General features: G+C 63.9%; 21 protein-coding genes. 10 read left to right on the top strand and 11 right to left on the bottom strand.

Annotated elements, in window-relative coordinates; translation table 11 throughout:
* The first annotated feature begins 96 nt into the window (after nucleotides 1-96).
* Genes pheS through M729_RS0105650 form a run of 4 tightly spaced genes read left to right on the top strand, consistent with a single transcriptional unit; the run spans nucleotide 97 to nucleotide 4,661 of the window.
* A complete protein-coding gene (gene pheS / locus M729_RS0105665; protein ID WP_013528309.1) occupies nucleotides 97-1,194 on the top strand; it encodes a phenylalanine--tRNA ligase subunit alpha in 1,098 nt (365 codons plus the stop codon).
* Nucleotides 1,191-1,613, top strand: coding sequence for a GFA family protein (locus M729_RS0105660; RefSeq protein WP_013528308.1), 423 nt, complete (start codon nucleotides 1,191-1,193; stop codon nucleotides 1,611-1,613). The genes pheS and M729_RS0105660 overlap by 4 nt, the downstream gene beginning before the upstream one ends.
* Complete coding sequence (gene pheT, locus M729_RS0105655; protein ID WP_027161017.1) at nucleotides 1,610-4,018, top strand: phenylalanine--tRNA ligase subunit beta; 2,409 nt, start codon at nucleotides 1,610-1,612, stop codon at nucleotides 4,016-4,018. The genes M729_RS0105660 and pheT overlap by 4 nt, the downstream gene beginning before the upstream one ends.
* A gap of 40 nt (nucleotides 4,019-4,058) precedes the next feature.
* The gene (locus M729_RS0105650) at nucleotides 4,059-4,661 is read left to right on the top strand and encodes a nucleotidyltransferase family protein (protein ID WP_027161016.1); all 603 of its coding nucleotides are present in this window, start codon (nucleotides 4,059-4,061) and stop codon (nucleotides 4,659-4,661) included.
* A 111-nt stretch (nucleotides 4,662-4,772) separates the two neighbouring features.
* Here the strand turns inward: M729_RS0105650 and M729_RS0105645 are convergent, their stop codons facing one another.
* Nucleotides 4,773-5,768 carry an aldo/keto reductase gene (locus tag M729_RS0105645; RefSeq protein ID WP_027161015.1) on the bottom strand — a complete coding sequence of 332 codons (996 nt, stop codon included), beginning with the start codon at nucleotides 5,766-5,768 and terminating at the stop codon, nucleotides 4,773-4,775.
* A 96-nt stretch (nucleotides 5,769-5,864) separates the two neighbouring features.
* Here M729_RS0105645 and M729_RS0105640 point away from each other — a divergent pair, with 96 nt between their 5' ends.
* The 5 genes from M729_RS0105640 to M729_RS0105620 all read left to right on the top strand — a co-directional run bounded on the left by M729_RS0105640 (nucleotide 5,865) and on the right by M729_RS0105620 (nucleotide 11,075).
* Complete coding sequence (locus M729_RS0105640; RefSeq protein ID WP_027161014.1) at nucleotides 5,865-6,755, top strand: LysR family transcriptional regulator; 891 nt, start codon at nucleotides 5,865-5,867, stop codon at nucleotides 6,753-6,755.
* 347 nt (nucleotides 6,756-7,102) lie between these two features.
* Nucleotides 7,103-7,675 carry a cytochrome b gene (locus M729_RS0105635; protein ID WP_013528303.1) on the top strand — a complete coding sequence of 191 codons (573 nt, stop codon included), beginning with the start codon at nucleotides 7,103-7,105 and terminating at the stop codon, nucleotides 7,673-7,675.
* 69 nt (nucleotides 7,676-7,744) lie between these two features.
* Nucleotides 7,745-8,320, top strand: a complete 576-nt coding sequence (locus M729_RS0105630; RefSeq protein ID WP_013528302.1) for a YceI family protein — start codon at nucleotides 7,745-7,747, stop codon at nucleotides 8,318-8,320.
* A 68-nt stretch (nucleotides 8,321-8,388) separates the two neighbouring features.
* Entirely contained in the window at nucleotides 8,389-9,375 is a 987-nt protein-coding gene (locus M729_RS0105625; RefSeq protein ID WP_027161013.1) for a Gfo/Idh/MocA family oxidoreductase, read from the top strand.
* Nucleotides 9,376-9,416: 41 nt separating this feature from the next.
* Nucleotides 9,417-11,075 (top strand): FAD-binding dehydrogenase, encoded by a 1,659-nt coding sequence (locus M729_RS0105620; protein WP_027161012.1) that lies wholly within the window; start codon nucleotides 9,417-9,419, stop codon nucleotides 11,073-11,075.
* Between the two features lie 35 nt (nucleotides 11,076-11,110).
* On the opposite strand, the gene M729_RS0105615 is transcribed toward M729_RS0105620, so the two are convergent.
* From M729_RS0105615 to M729_RS0105585, 7 genes are all read right to left on the bottom strand, one after another.
* On the bottom strand, nucleotides 11,111-12,049 hold the full coding sequence (locus tag M729_RS0105615; protein ID WP_027161011.1) for an alpha/beta hydrolase: 939 nt from the start codon (nucleotides 12,047-12,049) through the stop codon (nucleotides 11,111-11,113).
* Nucleotides 12,050-12,266: 217 nt separating this feature from the next.
* Nucleotides 12,267-13,049, bottom strand: coding sequence for a carnitinyl-CoA dehydratase (locus tag M729_RS0105610; protein ID WP_013528298.1), 783 nt, complete (start codon nucleotides 13,047-13,049; stop codon nucleotides 12,267-12,269).
* On the bottom strand, nucleotides 13,042-15,120 hold the full coding sequence (locus tag M729_RS0105605; protein ID WP_027161010.1) for an acetate--CoA ligase family protein: 2,079 nt from the start codon (nucleotides 15,118-15,120) through the stop codon (nucleotides 13,042-13,044). The genes M729_RS0105610 and M729_RS0105605 overlap by 8 nt, the downstream gene beginning before the upstream one ends.
* Nucleotides 15,121-15,123: 3 nt before the next feature.
* Nucleotides 15,124-16,287, bottom strand: coding sequence for an acyl-CoA dehydrogenase (locus M729_RS0105600; RefSeq protein ID WP_027161009.1), 1,164 nt, complete (start codon nucleotides 16,285-16,287; stop codon nucleotides 15,124-15,126).
* Between the two features lie 4 nt (nucleotides 16,288-16,291).
* Nucleotides 16,292-17,395 carry a carnitine 3-dehydrogenase gene (locus tag M729_RS0105595; protein ID WP_024501970.1) on the bottom strand — a complete coding sequence of 368 codons (1,104 nt, stop codon included), beginning with the start codon at nucleotides 17,393-17,395 and terminating at the stop codon, nucleotides 16,292-16,294.
* Nucleotides 17,392-18,021, bottom strand: a complete 630-nt coding sequence (locus tag M729_RS0105590; protein ID WP_027161008.1) for an HD domain-containing protein — start codon at nucleotides 18,019-18,021, stop codon at nucleotides 17,392-17,394. The genes M729_RS0105595 and M729_RS0105590 overlap by 4 nt, the downstream gene beginning before the upstream one ends.
* Nucleotides 18,022-18,043: 22 nt before the next feature.
* A complete protein-coding gene (locus tag M729_RS0105585) occupies nucleotides 18,044-18,961 on the bottom strand; it encodes a 3-keto-5-aminohexanoate cleavage protein (protein ID WP_013528293.1) in 918 nt (305 codons plus the stop codon).
* Nucleotides 18,962-19,038: 77 nt separating this feature from the next.
* Here M729_RS0105585 and M729_RS0105580 point away from each other — a divergent pair, with 77 nt between their 5' ends.
* A complete protein-coding gene (locus tag M729_RS0105580) occupies nucleotides 19,039-20,019 on the top strand; it encodes a GlxA family transcriptional regulator (protein ID WP_027161007.1) in 981 nt (326 codons plus the stop codon).
* 11 nt (nucleotides 20,020-20,030) lie between these two features.
* Here the strand turns inward: M729_RS0105580 and M729_RS0105575 are convergent, their stop codons facing one another.
* The 3 genes from M729_RS0105575 to xylA all read right to left on the bottom strand — a co-directional run bounded on the left by M729_RS0105575 (nucleotide 20,031) and on the right by xylA (nucleotide 22,539).
* On the bottom strand, nucleotides 20,031-20,240 hold the full coding sequence (locus M729_RS0105575; RefSeq protein WP_013528291.1) for a hypothetical protein: 210 nt from the start codon (nucleotides 20,238-20,240) through the stop codon (nucleotides 20,031-20,033).
* Nucleotides 20,241-20,500: 260 nt separating this feature from the next.
* On the bottom strand, nucleotides 20,501-20,977 hold the full coding sequence (locus tag M729_RS0105570) for an N-acetyltransferase (protein ID WP_013528290.1): 477 nt from the start codon (nucleotides 20,975-20,977) through the stop codon (nucleotides 20,501-20,503).
* Nucleotides 20,978-21,213: 236 nt separating this feature from the next.
* Entirely contained in the window at nucleotides 21,214-22,539 is a 1,326-nt protein-coding gene (gene xylA, locus M729_RS0105565; RefSeq protein WP_027161006.1) for a xylose isomerase, read from the bottom strand.
* Between the last annotated feature and the right edge of the window lie 16 nt (nucleotides 22,540-22,555).

The raw sequence follows: 22,555 nt of genomic DNA, 5'->3' as shown, positions 1-22,555 counted from the left end.
TGGCGCGGGTTTTTCTTTTGCCTGATCCTTGGAGTGATTTCACTTTAGGAGTGACTTTCACTTTGAGGCCGACCTCCCAACGCAGCGAGTTTGACCGTGAACGACGCAACCACTGGCCTGGATACGCTTGAAAACTCACTTCTGGCCGAGATCGCCTCGGCCGCCGATGAGCCGGCCATCGAGGCCGTGCGCATCGCTGCTTTCGGTAAGAAGGGCAGCGTGTCCGAGATGCTGAAGACACTTGGCGCCATGACCGCCGAGGAGCGCCAGATCAAAGGCCCAGCCATCAACGGCCTCAAGAACCGCGTCACCGACGCGCTGACTGCCCGCAAGGCTGAGCTCAAGGATGTGGCGATCACCGCCCGCCTCGCCGCCGAAAAGGTCGACGTGACGTTGCCGGTGCGGCAGTCGCCGGCCGAGCGCGGCCGTATCCATCCGATCAGCCAGGTCATCGACGAGATTGCCGCGATCTTCGGCGACCTCGGGTTTTCCATCGCGGAAGGTCCCGACATCGAGACCGACTATTACAATTTCACCGCGCTGAATTTCCCCGAAGGCCATCCGGCGCGCGAGATGCACGACACCTTCTTCTTCCAACCGGACGAGAAGGGCGAGCGCAAGCTTTTGCGCACGCACACTTCGCCGGTGCAGATCCGCACCATGGAAACGAAGAAGCCGCCGATCCGCATCGTCATTCCTGGCAAGACGTACCGGCAGGATTCGGACGCCACCCACTCGCCGATGTTCCATCAGGTCGAGGGGCTGGTGATCGACAAGACAGCCAACGTCGCCAACATGAAGTGGGTGCTGGAGGAGTTCTGCAAGGCCTTCTTCGAGGTGCCGCAGGTCAAGATGCGCTTCCGGCCGTCCTTCTTCCCGTTCACCGAGCCAAGCCTCGAGGTTGACATCCAGTGCGATCGCTCGCGGCCCGGCGAAGTGCGCTTCGGCGAAGGCTCCGATTGGATGGAGATCCTCGGCTGTGGCATGGTGCATCCCAACGTGCTGCGCCATGGCGGTCTCGATCCGGACGAATATCAGGGTTTTGCCTGGGGCATGGGCATCGACCGCATCGCCATGCTGAAATACGGCATGCCGGACCTGCGCGCCTTCTTCGATGCAGACGTGCGCTGGCTGTCGCATTACGGCTTCCGGCCGCTCGACATGCCGACTTTGTTCGGAGGCCTGAGCGCATGACAGCGCCCTATGCCGGCGGCTGCCGCTGCGGCGCCGTGCGGTTCGAGGCCTCTGCCGAACCGCATCACGTCAGCTACTGCCATTGCGGCGATTGCCGGCGGGCCAGCGGCGCGCCGGTGTCGGCCTTTGTCGGCTTCCTGGTCGATCAGGTCGCGTTCACCGGCAAGGCGCTGAAGATGTATGAGAACGGCCCGGTGACGCGCTCTTTCTGCGGCACCTGCGGCTCACCCATCGCCTATGTCGACGAGCGGCTGGAAGAAGACATCTACTTCATGCTCGGCGCCATGGACATGCCGGCCGATTTCCAGCCGACGCTGCATGCCTATATCGGCGAGCAGCTTGCCTTCCTGCATATGTCCGACGACCTGCCGAGACATCTGAAATCAAGCGTCAAAAGACCAGACGGAACAGTCCCATGAAATTCACCCTCTCCTGGCTCAAGGACCACCTCGAGACCGACGCCACGCTCGACGAGATCGTCGAGCGGCTGACCTCGATCGGTCTCGAAGTCGAGCATGTCGACGACAAGTCGAGCCTGAAACCATTCGTCATCGCCAGGGTGCTGACGGCGGTTCAGCATCCCGATGCCGACCGGCTGCGCGTGCTGACCGTCGACACCGGCGACGGCAAGCCACCGGTGCAGGTCGTTTGCGGCGCGCCAAACGCTCGCGCGGGCCTGATCGGCGCCTTTGCCGCGCCCGGCACCTATGTGCCCGGCATCGACGTAACGCTGACGGTCGGCAAGATCAGGGGCGTCGAAAGCCACGGCATGATGTGTTCCGAGCGCGAGCTGGAGCTGTCCGACGAACACAATGGCATCATCGACCTGCCTGAGGATGCGCCGGTCGGCACCAGCTTCGCCGCCTATGCGCACATCGACGATCCGGTCATCGAGATCAACTTGACGCCGAACCGGCCGGATGCCACCAGCGTCTACGGCATCGCCAGGGATCTGGCGGCGAGCGGGCTTGGCCGCCTCGTCGGCGGCGCCATCATGCCGCATGTCGGCAATGGCATGTGTCCGGTCAAGGTGACGATCGAAGCGCCGGAGCTTTGCCCCGGCTTCGCGCTCAACTTGGTCAAGGGCGTCAAGAATGGACCCTCGCCAAAATGGCTGCAGCAGCGGCTGATCGCCATTGGGCTGAGACCCATCAGCGCACTGGTCGACATCACCAACTACGTCACCTTCGACCGCGGCCGCCCGCTGCATGTGTTCGACGCCAGCAAGGTTGCCGGCAATCTCGTCGTGCGCCGCGCGCGCGATGGTGAAAAGGTGCAGGCGCTCGACGGCCGCGAATACACGCTGACGCCGGAAATGTGCGTCATCGCAGATGACAACGGCGTCGAGTCGATCGCCGGCGTCATGGGCGGCGAGCATTCGGGCTGCGACGAGAACACCTCAGATGTGCTGATCGAATCCGCGCTTTGGGATCCGATCACCACGGCGCGCACCGGCCGCACGCTCGGCATCATTACCGACGCGCGCTACCGTTTCGAGCGCGGCGTCGACCCCGAATTCATGGTTCCGGGCGTCGAACTGGCGACGAAACTGGTGCTCGATTTCTGCGGCGGCACGCCGACCGAAATGGAGGTCGTCGGTTATGCCGGTCACAGGCCGAAGATCGTTTCCTTCCCGCTTTCGGAAGTGAAGCGGCTGACCGGCATCGAGGTTCCCAGCGCGGAAAGCCTCGACATCCTGTCGCGCCTCGGCTTCAAGCCGGAGGGCTCGGGCGATGTCGTCGATGTCGCCGTGCCGTCCTGGCGCCCCGACGTCGATGGCAAGGCAGACCTGGTCGAGGAGGTCATGCGCATCCACGGTGTCGACAACATCGCGCCGCAGCCGCTCGGTGCGCATGACGCGGTCAATGCAAAGATCCTCACCACGCTGCAGGTCCGTACCCGCACGGCCAAGCGCGCGCTTGCCGTGCGCGGCATGATGGAAGCCGTTACCTGGTCGTTCATTCCGGCCAAGCATGCCGAGCTGTTCGGCGGCGGCCAGACCGCGCTGAAGCTTGCCAACCCGATCGCCGCCGATATGTCCGACATGCGGCCCTCGCTGCTGCCGGGGCTGATCGCGGCTGCCCAGCGCAACGCCGACAAGGGTATTGGCGACGTGGCGCTGTTCGAAGTGTCGGGCACTTATGAGGGCGACGGCGCCGACCAGCAGCGGCGCGTCGCCGCCGGCGTGCGCCGCGGCACCGCCAAGCTCGACGGTTCCGGCCGCAACTGGGCCGGCAATTCCGGTCCAGTCGGCGTGTTCGACGCCAAGGCCGATGCGATCGCCGCACTTGAAGCCTGCGGTGCGCCTGTCGACCGGCTGCAGATCGAGGCCGGCGGCCCGGCCTGGTATCATCCCGGCCGTTCCGGCACGATCAAGCTCGGCCCGAAAACCGTACTCGGCACTTTCGGTGAATTCCATCCGAAGACGCTGGAGGGCCTCGATGTTTCCGGCCCGCTGTGCGGCTTCGAGGTCTTCGTCGATGGCGTGCCTGAACCGAAGGCCAAGCCGACGAAAACCAAGCCGAAACTGGAACTGTCGCCCTTCCAGGCGGTCAAGCGCGATTTCGCTTTCGTCGTCGACAAGTCGGTCGAGGCCGGCACGCTGGTGCGCGCAGCGCTCGCCGCCGACAAGAAGCTCATCACCGCCGTCTCGGTCTTCGATATTTTCGAAGGCGCTTCGCTGGGCGAGGGCAAAAAATCGATTGCCATCGAAGTGTCGATCCAGCCGGTCGAAAAGACGCTCACCGACGAGGATTTCGAGGCACTGGCCAAGCGCATCATCGAGAATGTCGGCAAGCAGACCGGGGGCGTTCTGCGGGGCTAAAAAACTTGCGAGCAGATGGCGAATCGCCCTCCAAAGGGCGATGGACCATCTGCGGTATTCCGGCCTTCCCCTTGAAGAACAGCGCGCGGCGTTTCTCGCCATCGTGTCTGCCGACCCGCTGTTATGCGACGCGGTGGCGCGGGCTCGCACGCTCGACCTGCCGGACTGGCTGGTGGTATCCGGCGCTCTCTACAACAGCATCTGGAACCACCTGACCGGCAAACCGTCGGGCTACGGCATCAAGGATGTTGATCTTTTCTACTTCGATGACAGCGACCTGTCCTATGAGGCCGAGGACGCGGTGATCCGCCGGGCGGAGAAGCATTTCGAGGGGCTGGCGTTGCCGGTCGAGGTGCGCAACCAGGCGCGGGTGCATCTGTGGTATCCGCAGAAGTTCGGACGGCCGTGCCCGCGCTATTCGAGCGCCAGCGAATCCGTCAGCCATTTTGCCTCGAAGACGCACGCCGTCGGGGTTCGATACGACGCTGACGGGCAGCTCGAGATCGTGGCACCGTTTGGTCTTGACGACATTTTCTCGTTTCGCATCACGCCGAACCGGGTGATGGACAATCAGCGCACGCATGAGGCGAAGGGTAAGCGTGCAAGGGAGAATTGGCCGGAGATTAGTGTCGAGCCTTGGTAAAAATGTCGGCAGGGCAGAGGGGGGGCGCTTCACGTCAGCGTCCCCACCTTCTGCACCGCGCTGCGTACGAAAAAGGGGCGCGCGGCGCCCCTTCCGATTACTCACCAGTTTTCAACCATTGACCAGCGTCAGCTCCTTCTCCGCATAGCGCCTACCGACCACCTTGTCGGGCGACAGCGCGTCACCAATCGCCTGCACCTCGACCGCGCTCAGCGCGATCCCGGCAGCCGCCGCATTCTGCTCCAGATGGCGTATCCTTCTCGCGCCGGGGATCGGCACGATGAAATCGCCCTGGTGCAGCACCCAGGCCAGCGCCAGTTGGGCCGAAGTTACCCCCTTTTCAGCTGCCAGCTTTTCCAGCGTCGCGATGACAGCGGCGTTGGCTTCCATCGCCTCGGCCTGGAAGCGCGGCAAGGTCCGGCGCCAGTCGTCGTCGCTCAGCGCCTCGGGCTTGGCGATCGTGCCGGTCAGCAGGCCACGGCCGAGCGGGCTGTAGGGAACAAAACCGATGCCGAGTTCGCGGCAGACGGCGAACACCTCGTCTTCCGGGTCGCGGCTCCACAGCGAATATTCGCTCTGCACGGCAGCAATTGGATGCACGGCATGGGCCCGGCGGATGGTCGCCGCACTCGCCTCCGACAGGCCGAGCGCGCGCACCTTGCCCTCGCGCACCAACTCGGCCATGGCACCGACCGTGTCCTCGATCGGCACGTTGGGGTCGACACGGTGCTGGTAGTAGAGGTCGATCACATCCGTGCCGAGCCGCTTCAGCGACGCCTCGGCGACCGCCTTGACGTGCTCGGGGCGGCTGTCGACGCCGGCCATGCGGTCGAGGCCTGTACCTTCCTCCAAAATCCTGAAGCCGAATTTTGTCGCGATCGTCACCTTGTCACGCGCGGACTTCAGCGCTTTGCCGAGCAGGATCTCGTTCTCGAACGGGCCATAGACCTCCGCCGTGTCGAAGAAATTGACGCCGATATCGATGGCGCGGTGCAGCGTGGCGATTGCGTCGGCTTCCGCCTGGCCGCCATAGGCGAAGCTCATGCCCATGCAGCCGAGGCCGACGGGATAGACGTTCAATTCAGTTCCTAGCTTGCGGGTTTGCATAACGCGTCTCCTTGTTGCGATGCGGCAGAAATAGCGCCTTGCCTTGTGTTCGATAATCGGCTCTCATTTGCACGGGCTGTTCTAAAAGATAGATCAATGAATCGCGCGCATCTTTCCCAACTGGCCGTGCTGGCAACCGTTGCCCAATGCGGCAGCTTTCGCGGCGCGGCCAGGGAATTGGCCATCGCGCCTTCGGCGGTCAGCCATGCGGTGTCCAGCCTAGAGGCGCGGCTTGGCGTTCGGCTGCTGTCGCGCAGCACACGCAGCGTCGCGCCGACCGAAGAAGGTGCGCAGTTGCTGGAACGGCTGCGACCGGCGCTGTCGGAGATCGATCTGGCGCTGGAGACGGCAATCGAGACGCGCGACCGGCCGGCCGGCAATCTGCGCCTGACCGTGCCGCGCACCGCAGCCCATTTGGCGCTGACGCCACGGTTGGGCGCCTTTGCGTCGACCTATCCCGATATCGTGCTGGAGATCGTCATCGAGGACCGTTTCACTGACGTGGTGGAAGGGGGCTTCGATGCTGGCGTCAGGTTAGGCGAGAGCCTGCAGCGCGACATGATCGCGGTGCGCATCGGGCCGGACCTTCGCGGCGCGGTGGTCGGCGCCCCGGTCTATTTCGAGGTCAACCCCAAGCCGCGTCACCCGCGCGACCTGGCTGACCACCGCTGCATCCGCTTCCGCTTCTCCAGCGGCATCCTCTACCGCTGGGAGTTCGAGAAAGGCCGCGAGGCGATCGAGATGGCGGTGGAGGGACCGCTGATCCTCGACGAGGACCACTTGATCGCCCAGGCGGCGGTCGACGGCGCTGGGCTCGCCTTCGTCTTTGAGGATTATGTCCGCGCGCCGCTCGCCGACGGCAGGCTGATCCGTGTGCTGGAGGACTGGTGCCCCTCCTTCGACGGCTTCTTCGTCTATTATCCGAGCCGCCGGCAAATGCGCCCGGCGCTCCGGGCGTTTGTCGATTTCTTCAAGGTGAGTGGATAGAGCGGGCTCGCCCCTCCCCTTGTGGCCCTCCGGAGGGAGAGGAAGGGCACCGGCTGTGATAAGCTCGCGCCTTCCTCTCCCCCCTCCGGAGGGAGAGGAAGGGAGTCAGGCTCGGCGAACTCGCGCCTTTCGTCTCCCTCCGGAGGGCCCTGATGGGAGTCCGAAGGACGGGCGAGATCGGCGGCTCGCCCCGGTAGGTCGGCTGAGGGACGGGGTGGGTAGCGCCCTACGAGACCCCCACCCCGCTTCGCAGAAGCCGCTTCGCGGCATTTGCTGCGCGACCCTCCCCACAAGGGGGAGGGTGAAGCGCGCTGGAAGAAAGCCGAACCAACATTCGTTCACTCCCCATGCAAACATCGATCACCAACAGCGCCACCCGCTATGGCTGGGGCGCGATCCTTCTCCACTGGCTGATTGCGCTCATTTTCATCGGCCAGTTCGGGCTCGGCTTCGTCATGGTGCGGTTGACCAGCCAGCGCACCGCCTTCGAGCTGATCCAACTGCACAAATCTTTCGGCTTCCTGCTGCTCGGGCTTGTGTTGCTGCGCATCGCTTGGCGTCTTGGCAATGCAACGCCGGCGCTGCCGCGCTCGGTCGGAACCCTGGAGCGTCGGGCAGCACCGTTGGCCCATCTTGCGCTCTACGCGTTTCAGCTTGCCTTGCCCTTGTCCGGCTGGGCGCTGGTGTCGGTCTCGATGCTGGAGATCCCCAGCCTGCCGTTCAACCTGTTCGTCATGCCGAACCTGCCGCTGGCCGAATCGGATGGTGCCGAGAGCTTCTGGGCGGCGGCACATTGGTATCTCGCCTATGCCGGCATGACGCTTGTGGCTCTCCACGTCGCGGCGGCGCTGCGGCATCATTTCCAGCTCAGGGATGGCGTGCTCACGCGCATGGTCACGCCTTCGTCAGATTCGGAATAGAGCGAGCGGTTCATTCGTTCATGGAGTGAGGGCGCAAGAAATGCGCTGCCTCCAACAAGGAACATCCCCATGTACACGCGCATCCTCGGATTTGCGGCGGTCGCCGCTTGCCTTGCCATGCCTGTTTCTGCGGCCGTCGCGCTGGGTGACGCCGCCGGCAGCTATTCGATCAGCCCGGCCAGCTCCAGCATCCGCTTCTCCATCGGCAAGGTCGGCGGCGGCGGCCTCAATGGCACCTTCGCCCGCTTCAAGGGCTCGATCCGCATCGACAACAGCGATGTCGGGCGCTCAGCTGTCAATTTCACCATTTTTCCCGAAAGCGTCGGCACCGGCCAGGGCCGTATCGATGCCTTCCTGCGCTCCGACGCGGTGTTTGATGCCGCCAACAGCCCGGAAATCCAGTTCCGCTCTACCAGCGTGACCCGAACCAGCGACACCACGGCTCTGGTCAGCGGCCGGCTGACGGCGCGCGGCAAGACGTTCCCGGAAAAATTCACGGCCGAGCTCGGCGGTCTCAAGGCCGGCATGATCAAATTCCATGTCACCGGCAAGGTGCTGAGGTCGCGCTACGGCATGGATGTCGGCACGCCGATCTATTCCAACATCGTCGACTTCGACATGACGCTGACCGGCAAAAGGGGCTGACCTCGTCATTGGCTTTTCCGGCGATTTCGGGCAAACCTCGTCGCCTGTAATCGTGATGGAGAAGCCTGATGTTCCGATGGGGTGTGTTGTCGACGGCCAAGATCGGCCGCGAGCATTTGTTGCCGGCGATGGTCGAGGCGGAGAATAGCGTGCTGTCGGCGATCGCCAGCCGCGACCTGTCCAAGGCCAAGGCGCTGGCCGATCGCTTCGGTGCGCGGCATGCCTTCGGCTCCTATGAGGAACTGCTTGCCTCCAACGAGGTCGACGGCGTCTACATCCCGCTGCCGACCTCGCAGCATGTCGAGTGGGCGGCCAAGGCCATCGAAGCCGGCAAGCATGTGCTGGTCGAAAAGCCGCTGGCGCTCGACGCCAAGGACATCCTGCCGCTGATCAAGCTGCGCGACCAGAAAAAGGTGCTGGTCTGCGAAGCCTTCATGGTCATCTACCACCCGCAATGGATCAAGGTGCGCGAGCTCATCGCCAGCGGCGCCATCGGCCGGCTGCGCCATGTGCAGGGCGCGTTCTCCTACTACAACGTCGACCCCAGCAACATGCGCAACCAGCTCGACCTCGGCGGCGGCGCGCTGCCCGACATCGGCGTTTACCCGACCGTGTCGACGCGCTTTTCCACCGGCAAGGAGCCGCTGCGCGTGCAGGCGAGGATCGAGCGCGACAAGACATTCGGCACCGACATCTACTCCTCGATCCGTGCCGATTTCGGTGACTTCGAGCTGTCGTTCTATCTGTCGACGCAGATGGCGGCGCGCCAGGTGATGGTGTTCCACGGCGAGAAGGGTTTCATCGAGTTGTTCTCGCCTTTCAATGCCGGGCTCTACGACCACCACCGCGTCGAACTGCACAACCAGAACCACACCGAGGCGCAGGTTTTCCGCTTTCCCGGCACGCAGCAGTACCGGCTGGAGGTCGAGACCTTCGCGCGTGCGGCACAGGGCGGCAAGGAGCGCGTCTTCACGCTGGAGGAATCGGTGCTCAATCAGAAAGTCATCGACGCCATCTTCCGCGCCGGCGGCAAAGAAGGCTGGGAGACCGTCTGAATTCGTTGCATTGAAATAGCCGGCTAATTCTGGGAGGAAAAATGGCTGACGATGCGGACGTGATCATTGTCGGCGCCGGCCTTGCAGGGCTGGTTGCCGCCGCCGAGCTCGCCGAGGCCGGCAAAAAAATCATCATCGTCGACCAGGAGCCGGAGCAGTCGCTCGGCGGCCAGGCATTCTGGTCGTTCGGCGGCCTTTTCCTCGTCGATTCGCCCGAGCAGCGGCGCATGCGCATCCGCGATTCGCATGACCTGGCGCTGGAAGACTGGCTGGGCACCGCGGCTTTCGATCGGCCCGAGGATTTCTGGCCGCGCAAATGGGCGGAAGCCTATGTCGGCTTTGCCGCCGGCGAAAAACGCTCCTGGCTGATACAGCGCGGCCTGAAATTCTTTCCCGTGGTCGGCTGGGCCGAGCGTGGCGGCGGCAATGCCATCGGCCACGGCAATTCGGTGCCGCGCTTCCACATCACCTGGGGCACGGGCCCCGGCGTTCTCGAACCTTTCGTACAGCGCGTGCGCGAGGCGCAGAAGCGCGGACTGATCAGTTTCAAATTCCGCCACCGGGTCGATGAATTGACCCGCACGGGTGCGACTGTCGACGGGGTGCGCGGCGACATCCTGCAACCGAGCACCGCCGAGCGCGGCCACAAGAGTTCGCGCGAAATATCAGGAGATTTCGAGCTTCGCGCGCAAGCCGTGATCGTCGCTTCCGGCGGCATCGGCGCCAACCATCAGCTTGTACGGGAAAACTGGCCGCAGCGGCTGGGCGCGGCGCCCAAGCGCATGATCACCGGCGTGCCCGACCATGTCGACGGCCGCATGCTGGCGATCACGGAACAGGCCGGCGGTTCGATCATCAACCGCGACCGCATGTGGCACTATGTCGAGGGCATCAAGAACTGGGCGCCGATCTGGACCGACCATGCGATACGCATCCTGCCCGGCCCATCATCGCTGTGGCTGGATGCGCGCGGCAAGCGCCTGCCGGTGCCGCTCTATCCCGGCTTCGACACTCTGGGCACGCTCTCCCACATCATGAGCACCGGCTTCGACTATTCCTGGTTCATCCTGACCAAGAAGATCATCCAGAAGGAGTTCGCGCTGTCGGGCTCCGAGCAGAACCCCGATCTGACCGGCAAGAGCTGGCGCCAGGTGCTCGGCCGCGCCACATCGGGCATTCCGGGCCCCGTCAAGGCGTTCATGGAAAAGGGCGAGGACTTCATCGTCGAGGCCGATTTGCCGGCGCTGGTCGCGCGCATGAACGCGCTGGCCGGCGGCGAGGCGCTGCTTGAGGTGGCTCAAGTCGAGCGCGAGATCCGCGCCCGCGATAGGCAGCTCGACAACCCGTTCTCCAAGGATATGCAGATCACCGCTCTGCGCGGCGCGCGCGCCTATCTCGGCGACCGGCTGATCCGCACGGCCAAGCCGCACAAGATGCTCGATCCGGCAAATGGCCCGCTGATCGCGGTGCGGCTTAACATCCTGACCCGCAAGACGCTGGGCGGCCTGCAGACCGATCTCGACAGCCGCGTGCTGGGGGCAGATGGGCAGCCGGTCGCCGGGCTCTATGCCGTCGGCGAAGCCGCCGGTTTCGGCGGCGGCGGCGTGCATGGCTATGCGGCGCTCGAAGGCACCTTCCTCGGCGGCTGCATCTTTTCCGGCCGCAGCGCCGGCCGGGCAGCGGCTGCCTCGGTGGCGTGAAGGGGCGCCACTTGGTCCTCAGAGTTTTGCCGCGATCACCAGCGCCAGCCGCCCCGTCCAAGCGCGGTCACCGCATCGACGATCCGGGTGAAGCTGGTGCGGGCGCGGCCAACCGTGTGCCGGGCTCTGAGATAGCCGTGAACCAATCCCGGCTCCTCGAACCACGTCGCGTGGCCACCTGCCGTGATGATCAGGTCGCGATAGGTCTCGCCATCCGATGACAGCGGGTCGCATTCGGCGGTGATCAGCACTGTCGGCGGCAAGTTGGAGAAATCGGTGTCGGCAAGCGGGGCCAGCGTCGCATCGCCGCTACGGTCTTGCCCTCCAGTGCGAATGTGCTTGTAGAATTCGAGATCGCGCACGGTCAGCATCGGCGCTTCGGCGTGCTTGACATAGGAGCCTTTCGAGCGGTCTCCGCCGAGGCCGGGATAGATCAGCACCTGGCCGACCGGCCTTTTCGAATGGCCGCGCGTGGCGTGACTGACGGCGGCGCAGAGATTGCCGCCGGCGCTGTCGCCGCAGAGCACGATAGGATGATCGCGATTGGCGGCGGCCCATTCGAAGGCGCTCATGGCATCGTCAAAGGCGGCTGGATGCAAATGTTCCGGCGCCAGCCGGTAATCTACGGAGACCACCTCATAGCCTGTGCGCGAGCACAGCTCCGCGCAAACATCGTCGTGGCTGTCCAGCCCACCAAGGATGAAGCCACCGCCATGGACATAGAGCACCGTCACGGCTTCCTGAAGTGTGCTTCGGTAGATGCGGATCGGGATGTCATGCGTCGGCGTTGCAATGGCGGAGGTTTCGACAGCGACGCCCTCGGGGTAGCCGGCAAAGAATTCCCGGCACATGCGGTCGTAAATCTCGCGCTGCTGCGCGATCGTGTAGTCGATCGTATCGGGCGGGTAATAGGAATTGGTCCGCTCGATGAAGGCCCAGGTCTCGGCATCGATGAGCTTGATGTAGTCGGTCATGGGTGCTGGAGAGGCGGCCAAGGCTGAGCCTGGGCGCCCCCCTCTGTCCTGCCGGACATCTCCCCCTCAAGGGGGGAGATCGGATGTTGCGAAGGCTTTCGCCAACCTTCTGCGTCGCAAGAAGAGTGCAGAGATCGAAGCTGCCAATCTCCTCCCTTGAGGGGGAGATGTCCGGCAGGACAGAGGGGGGTGAGCGCCGTCATTTCGGCAACAATCCTTACTTCCCCTTCCACACCGGCTCACGCTTCTCCGCAAAAGCCCGAAAACCCTCCATATTGTCCTCGGAGCCATAGAGCGCATCGACCGTCGGCAATTGCCGGCGGGTCACCTTGTTCATGGCGTCCTGGAAGGTCAGCGCCTCGGCCACGCGCGCCGTCTCCTTGATCGCGGCAAACACCAGCGGTGGGCCGCCTGCGAGCAGCCGGGCGATCTCCCAGACGCGATCTTCCAGCTTTTCCTTGGGCAGCACTTCGTTGACCAAGCCCCAGCGATGCGCTTCAGCGACATCCATCCAGCGGCCGGTGAGCAGAAGGTCCATGGCGACATGGTAGGGGATGCGCTTCGGCAGCTTGATCGTCGCCGCGTCGGCCAGCGTGCCGGCTCGGATCTCGGGCAGCGCGAAGGAGGAATGATCGGAGGCGTAGATGAGGTCGCAGGACAGCGCCAGCTCGAAGCCGCCGCCGACCGCCATGCCGTTGACGCACGCGATGATCGGCTTGTTGAGGTCGCGCAGCTCCTGCAGGCCGGCAAAGCCGCCGACGCCATAGTCGCCGTCGACCGCATCGCCGCCGGCAGCTGCTTTGAGGTCCCAGCCCGCGCAGAAGAACTTGTCGCCAGCGGTCTTGACGATGGCGACGCGCAATTCCGGATCGTCTCGGAACGCCTTGAAGGTCTCGCCCATCAGCCGCGAGGTCTTCAGGTCGATGGCGTTGGCCTTGGGCCGGTCGAGGGTGACTTCGAGGATGGTGCCCTCGCGGCGGGTCGAAATGACGTCAGACATTCTTGTTCTCTCCCAGCACCAGCAGCGCGTCGGCGATCCAGGCGCCCTTGCCCTCTGCACAGACGATCAGCGGGTTGATGTCCAGTTCCTCGATCTCACCGGCATTCTGCTGCACGAAGGCGGCAATGCCAGAGATAGCATCGATGGCAGCCGCGACATCGGCCTTCGGCCGGCCGCGATAGCCTTCGAGCAGCGGGAACAGTTTCAGGCCGCGCAGCGCCGCCTCGATATCGTCGCGGGTCGCCGGCAGCATCAGCGTGACGCTGTCGCGCAACAGCTCGACCAGCACGCCACCAGTGCCGAGCGTCATCACCGCGCCGAACATCGGATCGCGGGTGAAGCCGACGATGAGTTCGGCAACACCGTCGCGCACCATGCGCTCGACATAGAGCCCGGTGCCGAGCGGCAACAGGTCATGCGCTGCGGTGCTGACGGATTCGGCATCCCTGAGATTGAGCCTGACAGCGCCAACTTCGGATTTGTGGGTGACGCCGAGCGCCTTCAACGCGACGGGAAAGCCGAGCGCCATCGACGAAATCACCGCTTCGACGGCATTGGCGGCGCGCTCGCCCTTCGGCACCGGCAGGCCGGCTTTGATCAGCCGTGACTTCGCCTCGGCTTCGTCGGGCGTGACGTGGTCCCCGCCAGAGGCGCCGGAGGCCGACGTGTCGATCGGCTGCGCCTGCGGTTCAGCCCAAGCCCAGCCGATGAAGGCTGCTGCGCCGGCTGCATCCATCGCTTCCGAAATGCCGAACAACGGCACCATGCCGCGCGCCATCAGTTCGGCGGTGTATTCCTCCGGCAGGTTCTCCGGCAGCGAGGAGACGATCGCACCATGCGCCTTGTTGGTCTTGAGCGCCGATTCGAAAGCGCGCAACGTCGCCCACCAGTCGGTGACCGAGCAGCGGTCGGGTCGCGGAAAATCGAGCACCAGCATGTTGAGGTCGAAACCGCCCGACACCATGGCGGTGAAGGTGGCGGTCATCGCCGGCTCGTTGTTCCAGATGAAGGTGTGATAGTCCAAGGGATTGGCGACCGCGACCAGCGGCCCGAGCGTCGATTTGACATGGGCGCGATGGCTGTCGGTCAGCACAGGGAAATTGACCCAGCGGCCTTCGGCGCTGTCGGCCATGACGGAGGCCTCGCCGCCGGAGCAGCTCATCGACGACAGCCTATAGCCGGGCAAAGGTCCGGTGATGTGCAGCAGCTTCAGCGCCTCGATGAAGGCGGGGATCGAATCGACACGCGCAATGCCGAGCCGCCGCAGGAACGCACCCGAGGCCGCGTCCGAGCCGGCGAGCGACGCGGTATGCGAGACAGTCGCTTGCCTGGCCTGTTCGGAACGGCCGACCTTCATGGCGATGATCGGCTTCTTCAGCTCGCGGGCTCGTGCCGCCAGCCGTTCGAAGCCGGCTACCGAATCGAAGGCCTCGATGTGCAGGCCGAGCGACGTGACGCGCTCATCCTCGATCAGGCCGAGCGCCATTTCGGATAGGCCGGTCTGCGCCTGGTTGCCGGCGGTCATCAGGAAGGCGATCGGCAGGCCGCGCTTCTGCATGGTCATGTTGATGGCGATGTTGGAGGACTGGGTGATGATGGCGACGCCCTTGCCGCCCTCGGCCAGTCTTATGCCGCCATGCTGGTCGGGCCACAGCAGCGCGCCGTCGGCATAATTGATCAGGCCGTAGCAATTCGGCCCGATGATCGGCATCTGGCCGGCCGCCGCGACCAGCTCGGCCTGCAGCCGCTCGCCATCATCGTCATAGGCCTCGGTTTCGAGAAAGCCGGCGGCAAAGCAGACGGCGCCGCCGGCGCTGCGTTCGGCCAGCGCCTTGATCACCTCGATGGTCAAATGCCGGTTGACGCCGACAAAGGCAGCATCCGGCGCGCCGGGCAGGTCAGCCACCGAACGATAGGCCTTGCGACCGGCAACCTCGTCCTTGGTCGGATGCACCGGCCAGATCTCGCCGGCAAAACCCATCTTGATCGATTGCGCGACGACGGCTGCGGCCTGCGCGCCGCCGAAGACGGCGATCGATTTAGGCCGCAGGAGACGCTCCAGTTTATGCATATGTTATGCCCCGAACGGGCGCAGCAGCGCCCTTGAAATGATGTGGCGCTGGATCTCGGATGTGCCTTCCCAGATGCGCTCGACGCGCGCGTCGCGCCAGATGCGCTCCAGCGGCAGATCGTCCATCAGCCCCATGCCGCCATGGATCTGGATCGCTTCATCGGCGACGTATGCGAGCATTTCGGTGGCTTTCAGCTTGGCCATGGCCATGTCCTGGTCGGTGACGGTGCCCTGATCGTACTTCCAGCCGGCTTCGAACACCATCAGGTCGGCGGCCTTCAATTCGGTCGCCATGTCGGCAAGCTTGAACGATACGCCCTGGAACTTGCCGATCTGCTGGCCGAACTGCTGGCGTTGCGCGGCGTATTCGACGGCATGGCCAAGCGCACGCTCGGCGCGACCGAGGCAGGTGGCGCCGACCTGCAGCCGGGTGGCGCCGAGCCAGGAATTGGCGACGTCGAACCCCTTATGGACTTCGCCCAACACCTGGGCGGCGGGAAGCCGGCAATCGTCGAATTCGAGGATGGCGTTGGTGTAGCCGCGATGCGAGACGTTGCGGTAGCCGTCACGGACGGTGAAGCCTTTGGTGCCCTTATCGACGAAGAAGGCGGTGATCTTCTTGCGTTTGCCGCGCGGCGAATCCTCTTCGCCTGAGGCCATGAAAACGATGGCAAAGTCGGCGAGGTCGGCGTGGGAGATAAAATGCTTGGTGCCGTTCAGCACCCAGTCGTCACCGTCCTGCACGGCGGTTGCCTTCATGCCACGCAAATCGGAGCCGGCGCCCGGCTCGGTCATGGCCAGGCAGTCCCATTTCTCACCACGGATGCAGGGGAACAGATATTTCTCGCGCTGCTCGGACGTGCCGGCCAGGAGGATGTTGGAGGGGCGCGCCACGCAGGTCCAGTGCAGCGCGTAATTGGCGCGGCCGAGTTCCTTCTCGTAGAGCAGCCAGGTCACCGTATCGAGGCCCGCTCCGCCGACATCGGCCGGCATGTTGGCGGCATAGAGCCCTGCCTCGATCGCCTTTACCTTGATCTCCTCGATCAGGTCGCGGCGCAGCACGCCGGTGCGCTCGACCTCGCGCTCATGCGGGTAAAGCTCGTTCTCGACGAACGCGCGCGTCGTCTCGACGATGAGCTTCTGTTCCTCCGACAGCCCGAAATCCATGCTCTCAGCCTTTCTTCTTGCCGGTCTTTTTCTTCGGCTTTTCGGCTTTCTTGACCGGTTTCAAGGCTTTGGCCTTCTCGGCCGCCTTGGAGGCCATGGGCTTCTTCGCCGCCAGCTTGGCCAGCTGCCTGGTATAGTCCTTATGCAGCGCGCCGGCGCCCCAGCCCTTGCCTTTGTTCTGTTTCGACAGCGCATCCATGATGGCGACCAGATTGTCGTCGCGGATCTTTTCCAGCTCGCGGATCGACAGCCCATGCGCCTGTTCGTCCGACTGCGTGGCGATCAGGTCGACCAGTTCGTCGTTGAACTCAGGCACGTCCATCAGCTTGGTCCATGGCCATTTCAGGCACGGCCCGAACTGCGCCATGAAGTGGCGCATGCCGGCCTCGCCGCCGGCGACGCGATAGACCTGGAACATGCCCATCTGCGCCCAGCGCAGGCCGAAGCCATAGCGCATGATGTCGTCGAGTTCCTCGACCGTGCAGATGCCGTCCTTGATCAGCCAAAGTGCCTCGCGCCATGCCGCTTCGAGCAGGCGGTCGCCGACGAAGGCCTCGATCTCCTTGCGGATGACGACAGGCTTCATGCCGATCGAGGCATACATCTCCTTGGCGACCTCGATCGCCTCGGGGAAGGTCTGCTCGCCACCGACGATCTCCACCAGCGGCAGGAGATAGACCGGGTTGAACGGATGGCCGACGACCAGCCGCTCCGGATGCTTCTTCATCGCCACCTGCATGTCGGTCGGCTTGATACCGGAAGTCGAGGAGCCGACAATCGCGTTGGCCGGCGCGTGAGCGTCGATCTCGGCCAGCACGCGGTGTTTCAGGTCGAGCCGCTCCGGCACGCTCTCCTGGATGAAATCGGCATCGGCGACCGCTTCGGCGATGGTCTTGGCGAAGGTCAGCTTGCCCTCTTTCGGCAGGCCGCCGGGCACCATCTGCTTGTAGGCGCGGCGCGCGCCCTTCATCACTTCGCCGACCTTGCGCGACGCCTCGGGATCGGGATCGAAGATCGACACGTCGATGCCGTTGAGCAGCAGGCGCGCCACCCAGCCGGCGCCGATCACACCGCCACCGATGGCAGCTGCCTTGTTGATGATGCTCATGCTGAAGCTCCGGTTCTTGTCGCGGCGGTTGCGGGATCGATGAGGGGTACGCGCTCGCCGGCTCGGATCACCGAGGGATCGTAGGCCTTGCGGGCAAAGACTTCGAGCACGAAGGGCCGGAAGAATTCCATCGACAGCGTGTCATAGTCGGGGTCGAAGCTGGACTGGTCCCAGCGTTCGCAAAACTGGTCGCAATCGTCGAAATAAGCATGGCCGGCAAAGCGGTCGCGGGCGTGGCGGTTGCCGCCGAGATGATGGGCATAATAGAGCCGCTGGAAGTCGCCATGCTTTTCCACCACCCAAGTGCATTGCTCGCGCACGAAAGGTTTCAGGATCGAAGCGGCATATTCGTCGTGATTGTAAGGCGCATAGATGTCGCCGATGTCGTGCAGCAGCGCGCAAGCGATCCAGTCGGTGTCTGCGCCGTCGCGCCAGGCACGTGTCGCTGCCTGCAGCGAATGGCCGAGCCGGGTGATCTTGTAGCCGGAAAGACCCGCGTCGAGCTGCACCAGCGCGTCGACCAGCCGCTCGCCGGTCCTGGCCGCATAGTCGATTTCATGCGCGGTCAGGAACTCGTAGTCGTCCCGGTCGCCATCCTTCATCGCGGTGAATTTTACGGTAGTCATGCCGACCCTCCCGACGAATAATCTATGCCGCGATCGGCGCCCGCTTGGTGAGGTTGAGCTTCTGCCGTACCTCTTCCGGTCCAAGGATTCTGGCGCCGAGATTGGTGACGATGCTGGCGGCGCGCTCGACCAGCTGTGCGTTGGTGGCCAGCACGCCCTTGTCGAGCCACAGATTGTCCTCCAGCCCGACGCGGACATTGCCGCCGGCCAGCACCGCCGCCGCGGCATAGGCCATCTGGTTGCGGCCGATGGCGAAGGCCGACCAGTTCCAGGTCGACGGCACATTGTTGACCATGGCCATGAAGGTGTTGAGATCATCAGGCGCACCCCACGGCACGCCCATGCAAAGCTGCACCAGCGCATCCGGGTTGAGCACCTTTTCCTCGACCAACTGCTTGGCGAACCACAGATGGCCGGTGTCGAAAGCCTCGATCTCCGGCTTGACGCCGAGCGCCGTCATCATGCCGCCCATGGCGCGCAGCATGCCGGGCGTGTTGGTCATGACATAGTCGGCCTCGGCGAAATTCATGGTGCCGCAGTCGAGCGTGCAGATTTCCGGCAGGCATTGGCGCACATGTTCCATGCGGTTGGTGGCACCGCCCATGTCGGTGCCTTTTTCGTTGAGCGGCAGCGGCGCTTCCGGCGATCCGAACACCATGTCGCCGCCCATGCCGGCGGTCAGGTTCAGGATGACGTCGACTTCTGCCGCGCGGATGCGCTCGGTCACTTCGCGGTAGAGATGCACGTCGCGCCTCGGCCTGCCGGTCTCGGGATCGCGCACATGGCAATGCACGATGGCGGCGCCCGCCTTGGCCGCATCGATGGCGGAATCCGCGATCTGCTTGGGCGAGCGCGGCACATGCGGGCTGCGGTCCTGCGACCCGCCGGACCCGGTCACGGCACAGGTAATGAAGACCTCACGGTTCATCGCAAGCGGCATGGAACTCTCCTCCGAAAGAAATAGACCTCAACAATGCCCGACTTGCCGGAAACTGTTTTGCGTTTTACGAAGCTTCCATGACGAAAAGCGAAAAACCAACGATCTTTCGCGCCGAGCGCTCGCCGCTTAGGGTGACGCTGCTGGTATTTTCCGGTTCGTCGATCATGTGCGTCGCATCCGCCGTCGATCCACTGCGCGCGGCCAACCGCATCTCCGGCGAGACCCTGTTCGATTTCAAGCTGGTTTCGGTGACCGGCGAGGCTCCAGTCACCACTTGCGGCCTGCCGGTGGCGGTCGGCGGCCGCTTCGATGCGGGCGAGTCGACCGACGTTCTTGTCGTCGTCGCCGGCTTCGGCACCCAGAACTATGCGACATCGGCTCTGTTGTCCGGCCTGCGCCGGGCCGCACGCACGGCGCGCGCGTGCGGCGGTGTCGAAGCCGGCACCTGGCTGGTGGCGCGCGCCGGCCTGCTGGAAGGACGCAGCGCCACCACCCACTGGGAAGACATGGAGGATTTTTCCTCGGCCTTTCCCGGCGTCGACGTGCGTCCGGACCGTTATGTCATCGACGGGCCGGTGTTCACCTCGGGCGGCGCGTCGCCGACCTTCGACCTGATGCTGCATCTCATCCGCACGAGGCTCGGCATGGCCGTCGCGCTCGATGTCGCCAGCGTCTTCATCTACGACCAGGCGCGCGCCGCCACCGACGCACAGCCGCTGGTCTCGCTCGGCCGGCTCGATGGCTACGATCCGCGGCTGGCGCAAGCGATCCGGCTGATGGAAGCGCATGTAGACCAGCCGCTGACCATTGAAGCGGTGGCCAAGCGCACCGGCGTGACGGCACGGACGCTGGAGAGCATCTTTCGCAAATCGATCGGCGAGACACCGGGCGCCTATTATCTCAGGCTGCGCCTGGGCGCCGCGCGCCGGCTGGTGGTCGATACAAGGATCGCCATGGCCGATATTGCCGGGCGGACCGGATTCTCATCCGCCGCGGCGTTTTCAAGAGCGTTTTCAAGGGCTTTCGGCGAAGCGCCGGTCAGGCTGCGCCGGGGCTGACTATGATAGAATCAGGCAGCGTTCTGACGGTCGCTGCCGCCGTCGATCTGCGAGCGCATTTGCTTGGCAAGATGGGTCTCGAAACGGCTGGCCACAGCGCGATCCCATTCGTTCGAGCGGCGCGTGCCGTCCTTCGGATGCGGCATTGCCATCAGCCGGTCGATGATCGATCCAGCCTCGCCAGGTGAGAGCAGGGCGTCGATTTCACGTTCGTTCTGCATATCGGTTCGCCTCCTTCTTCCTCTCCCGCCACGAGCCACTCTTATACGAGATTCGTGACGGCAGTTTGAAGGCAAGAGCGAGGTCATTGAAGGGCGTCGAAGGGCAAAACCATGTCGCTGGACCGGGCCATGCGCAAAGCTGTTCCTGCGCCCAGGCAGGTCAGGTCAACGAGAAATCTATTGTTGGATTGCGCAATTCCCAAGGCAAAGCGCTGTACGCTTTTCCCGGGGAAACCGTTACCCACTTTTCCTGGAATTGCTCAAAGCCGCTTTTCGAACAGCACCGTGGTGAAGCCACTGTCCCATTCGTCATCGGGATAGCGGCTTTTCTCGATATAGCCGACCGCTTTGTAGAGTGCTTGTGCGGGCAGGTTGAACGTGTCGGTCTCCAGCCGCGCCTGCGCCAATCCGGCCGCACTGACCGCCTGTTCGGCATGGGAAAGCAGCTTGCGGCCGACACCTTGGCCTTGACGGGATGCCATCACGTGCAGGGCCTCGATGAAATCCGCGCGCCAATGGATCAAGCCGGCGACCTCGCCATCGATCTCGGCAACGGCGAATTCAGGCCAGCTCTGGTCGACATAGCGCCCGCCAATATCCGTCTCGACATAGCGTTGCGCGGCTGCTTCGGTGATGTTCGGCAGCCAGGTGCCTTCGAAGGTTTCCTGCAGCACCTGCTTCAGCGCCGGAATATCGCTCGCCTGCGCCGGGCGCACAATGATTCGATCCTCTGCCATTTCCGTCTCCTGCCAATGCATGTCGCCCAAAGTGCACAGCGATTTGGGACGACGACATGCCGCCGCACGGGTCCTCTTTCGGTGACACGTGTAGCGTCCTGGTCTCACGCAGGCTGCCGAAGATCTGTGCGATCCTCGGCAGCTTGTCGCGAAGTGGGCTGACTAGCAGATGGCGATGGCGGCGGCTTTCAGCCAGTGGCGCCGGATGTCGGTCCAAAGATGAAGCGGCGCTCGCCCTACACGTAGCGGTTGACGATGTTTTCCAGCAGTTCCTGGCGGCCGGACCTCGGCTGCGGCTCGATCTTCTTCTTGACGACACGCTCGGCGATATCCTCAAGCGTGCGCTTGCCGGCAAGCATCGCCTTGCCCTCGGCCGTGTTCCAGCCGGCATAGCGTTCGGCCAGCGGCGCCGACAGTGCCTTGTCCTCGACCATGCGCGCCGCAGCTTTCAGGCCGCGAGCGCAAGAGTCCATGCCGCCGATATGGCCGATCAGCAGGTCCTGCGGATCGAGCGACTGGCGGCGCAGCTTGGCGTCGAAATTGGTGCCGCCGGTCTTGAAGCCGCCAGCCTGCAGGACTTGGTAGTAGGCCAGTGCCATTTCCGGCACGTTGTTGGGGAACTGGTCGGTGTCCCAGCCCGACTGGTAGTCGTTGCGATTCATATCGATCGAACCGAAAATGCCGAGCGCATTGGCCAGAGCCAGTTCGTGCTCGAAGGAATGGCCGGCCAGGATGGCGTGGCCCTGCTCGATATTGACCTTGACCTCCTTCTCCAGCCCGAAGCGCTTGAGGAAGCCGTAGACCGTGGCGACATCGTAATCGTACTGATGCTTGGTTGGCTCCTGCGGCTTCGGCTCGATCAGGATCGTGCCCTTGAAGCCGATCTTGTGCTTGTAGTCGACGACCATGCTGAGGAACCGGCCGGCCTGTTCCTGCTCGCGCGCAAGGTCGGTGTTGAGCAGGGTCTCATAGCCTTCGCGCCCGCCCCACAGCACGTAGTTTTCGCCCTTCAGCCGCTTGGTGACGTCGATACAGCTTTTTACCGTCGCCGCCGCGTAGGCAAAGACATCCGGATCGGGATTGGTGGCCGCGCCCGACATGAAGCGGCGGTTGGAGAACAGATTGGCGGTGCCCCAAAGCAGCTTGACGCCGGTCTGCTTCATCTTGCCCGCGAAGTAGTCGGCGATCTCATCGAGGCGCGCCGCACTCTCGGAAAAATCCTTGCCTTCCGGCCGTACATCGGCGTCGTGGAAGCAGAAGTAGGGCGCGCCGAGCAACGAGAACATCTCGAAGGCGACGTCTGCTTTCAGTTTTGCCAGCTCCATCGTGTCGACGCCGCCGGCCTTGGGAAACCACGGCCGGTCGAAAGTCTGGCCGCCGAACGGATCGCCACCCGGCCAGGCAAAGGAGTGCCAGTAGGCAACGGCGAAGCGCAGATGATCTTCCAGCCGCTTGCCGGCGACGACCTCATCGGGATTGTAGAACCTATAGGCCAGCGGATTGGTCGAATCCGGCCCTTCATATTTGATCTTCTGGATGTCGCCGAAAAATCCACTGCTCATGATTTCTGTCCTCTCA

Source organism: Mesorhizobium sp. WSM1293 (assembly GCF_000513875.1).
Classification (GTDB): domain Bacteria; phylum Pseudomonadota; class Alphaproteobacteria; order Rhizobiales; family Rhizobiaceae; genus Mesorhizobium; species Mesorhizobium ciceri.
Note: the sequence above shows the minus strand (reverse complement) of the source record. Positions and strands in the feature narration are given on the sequence as shown.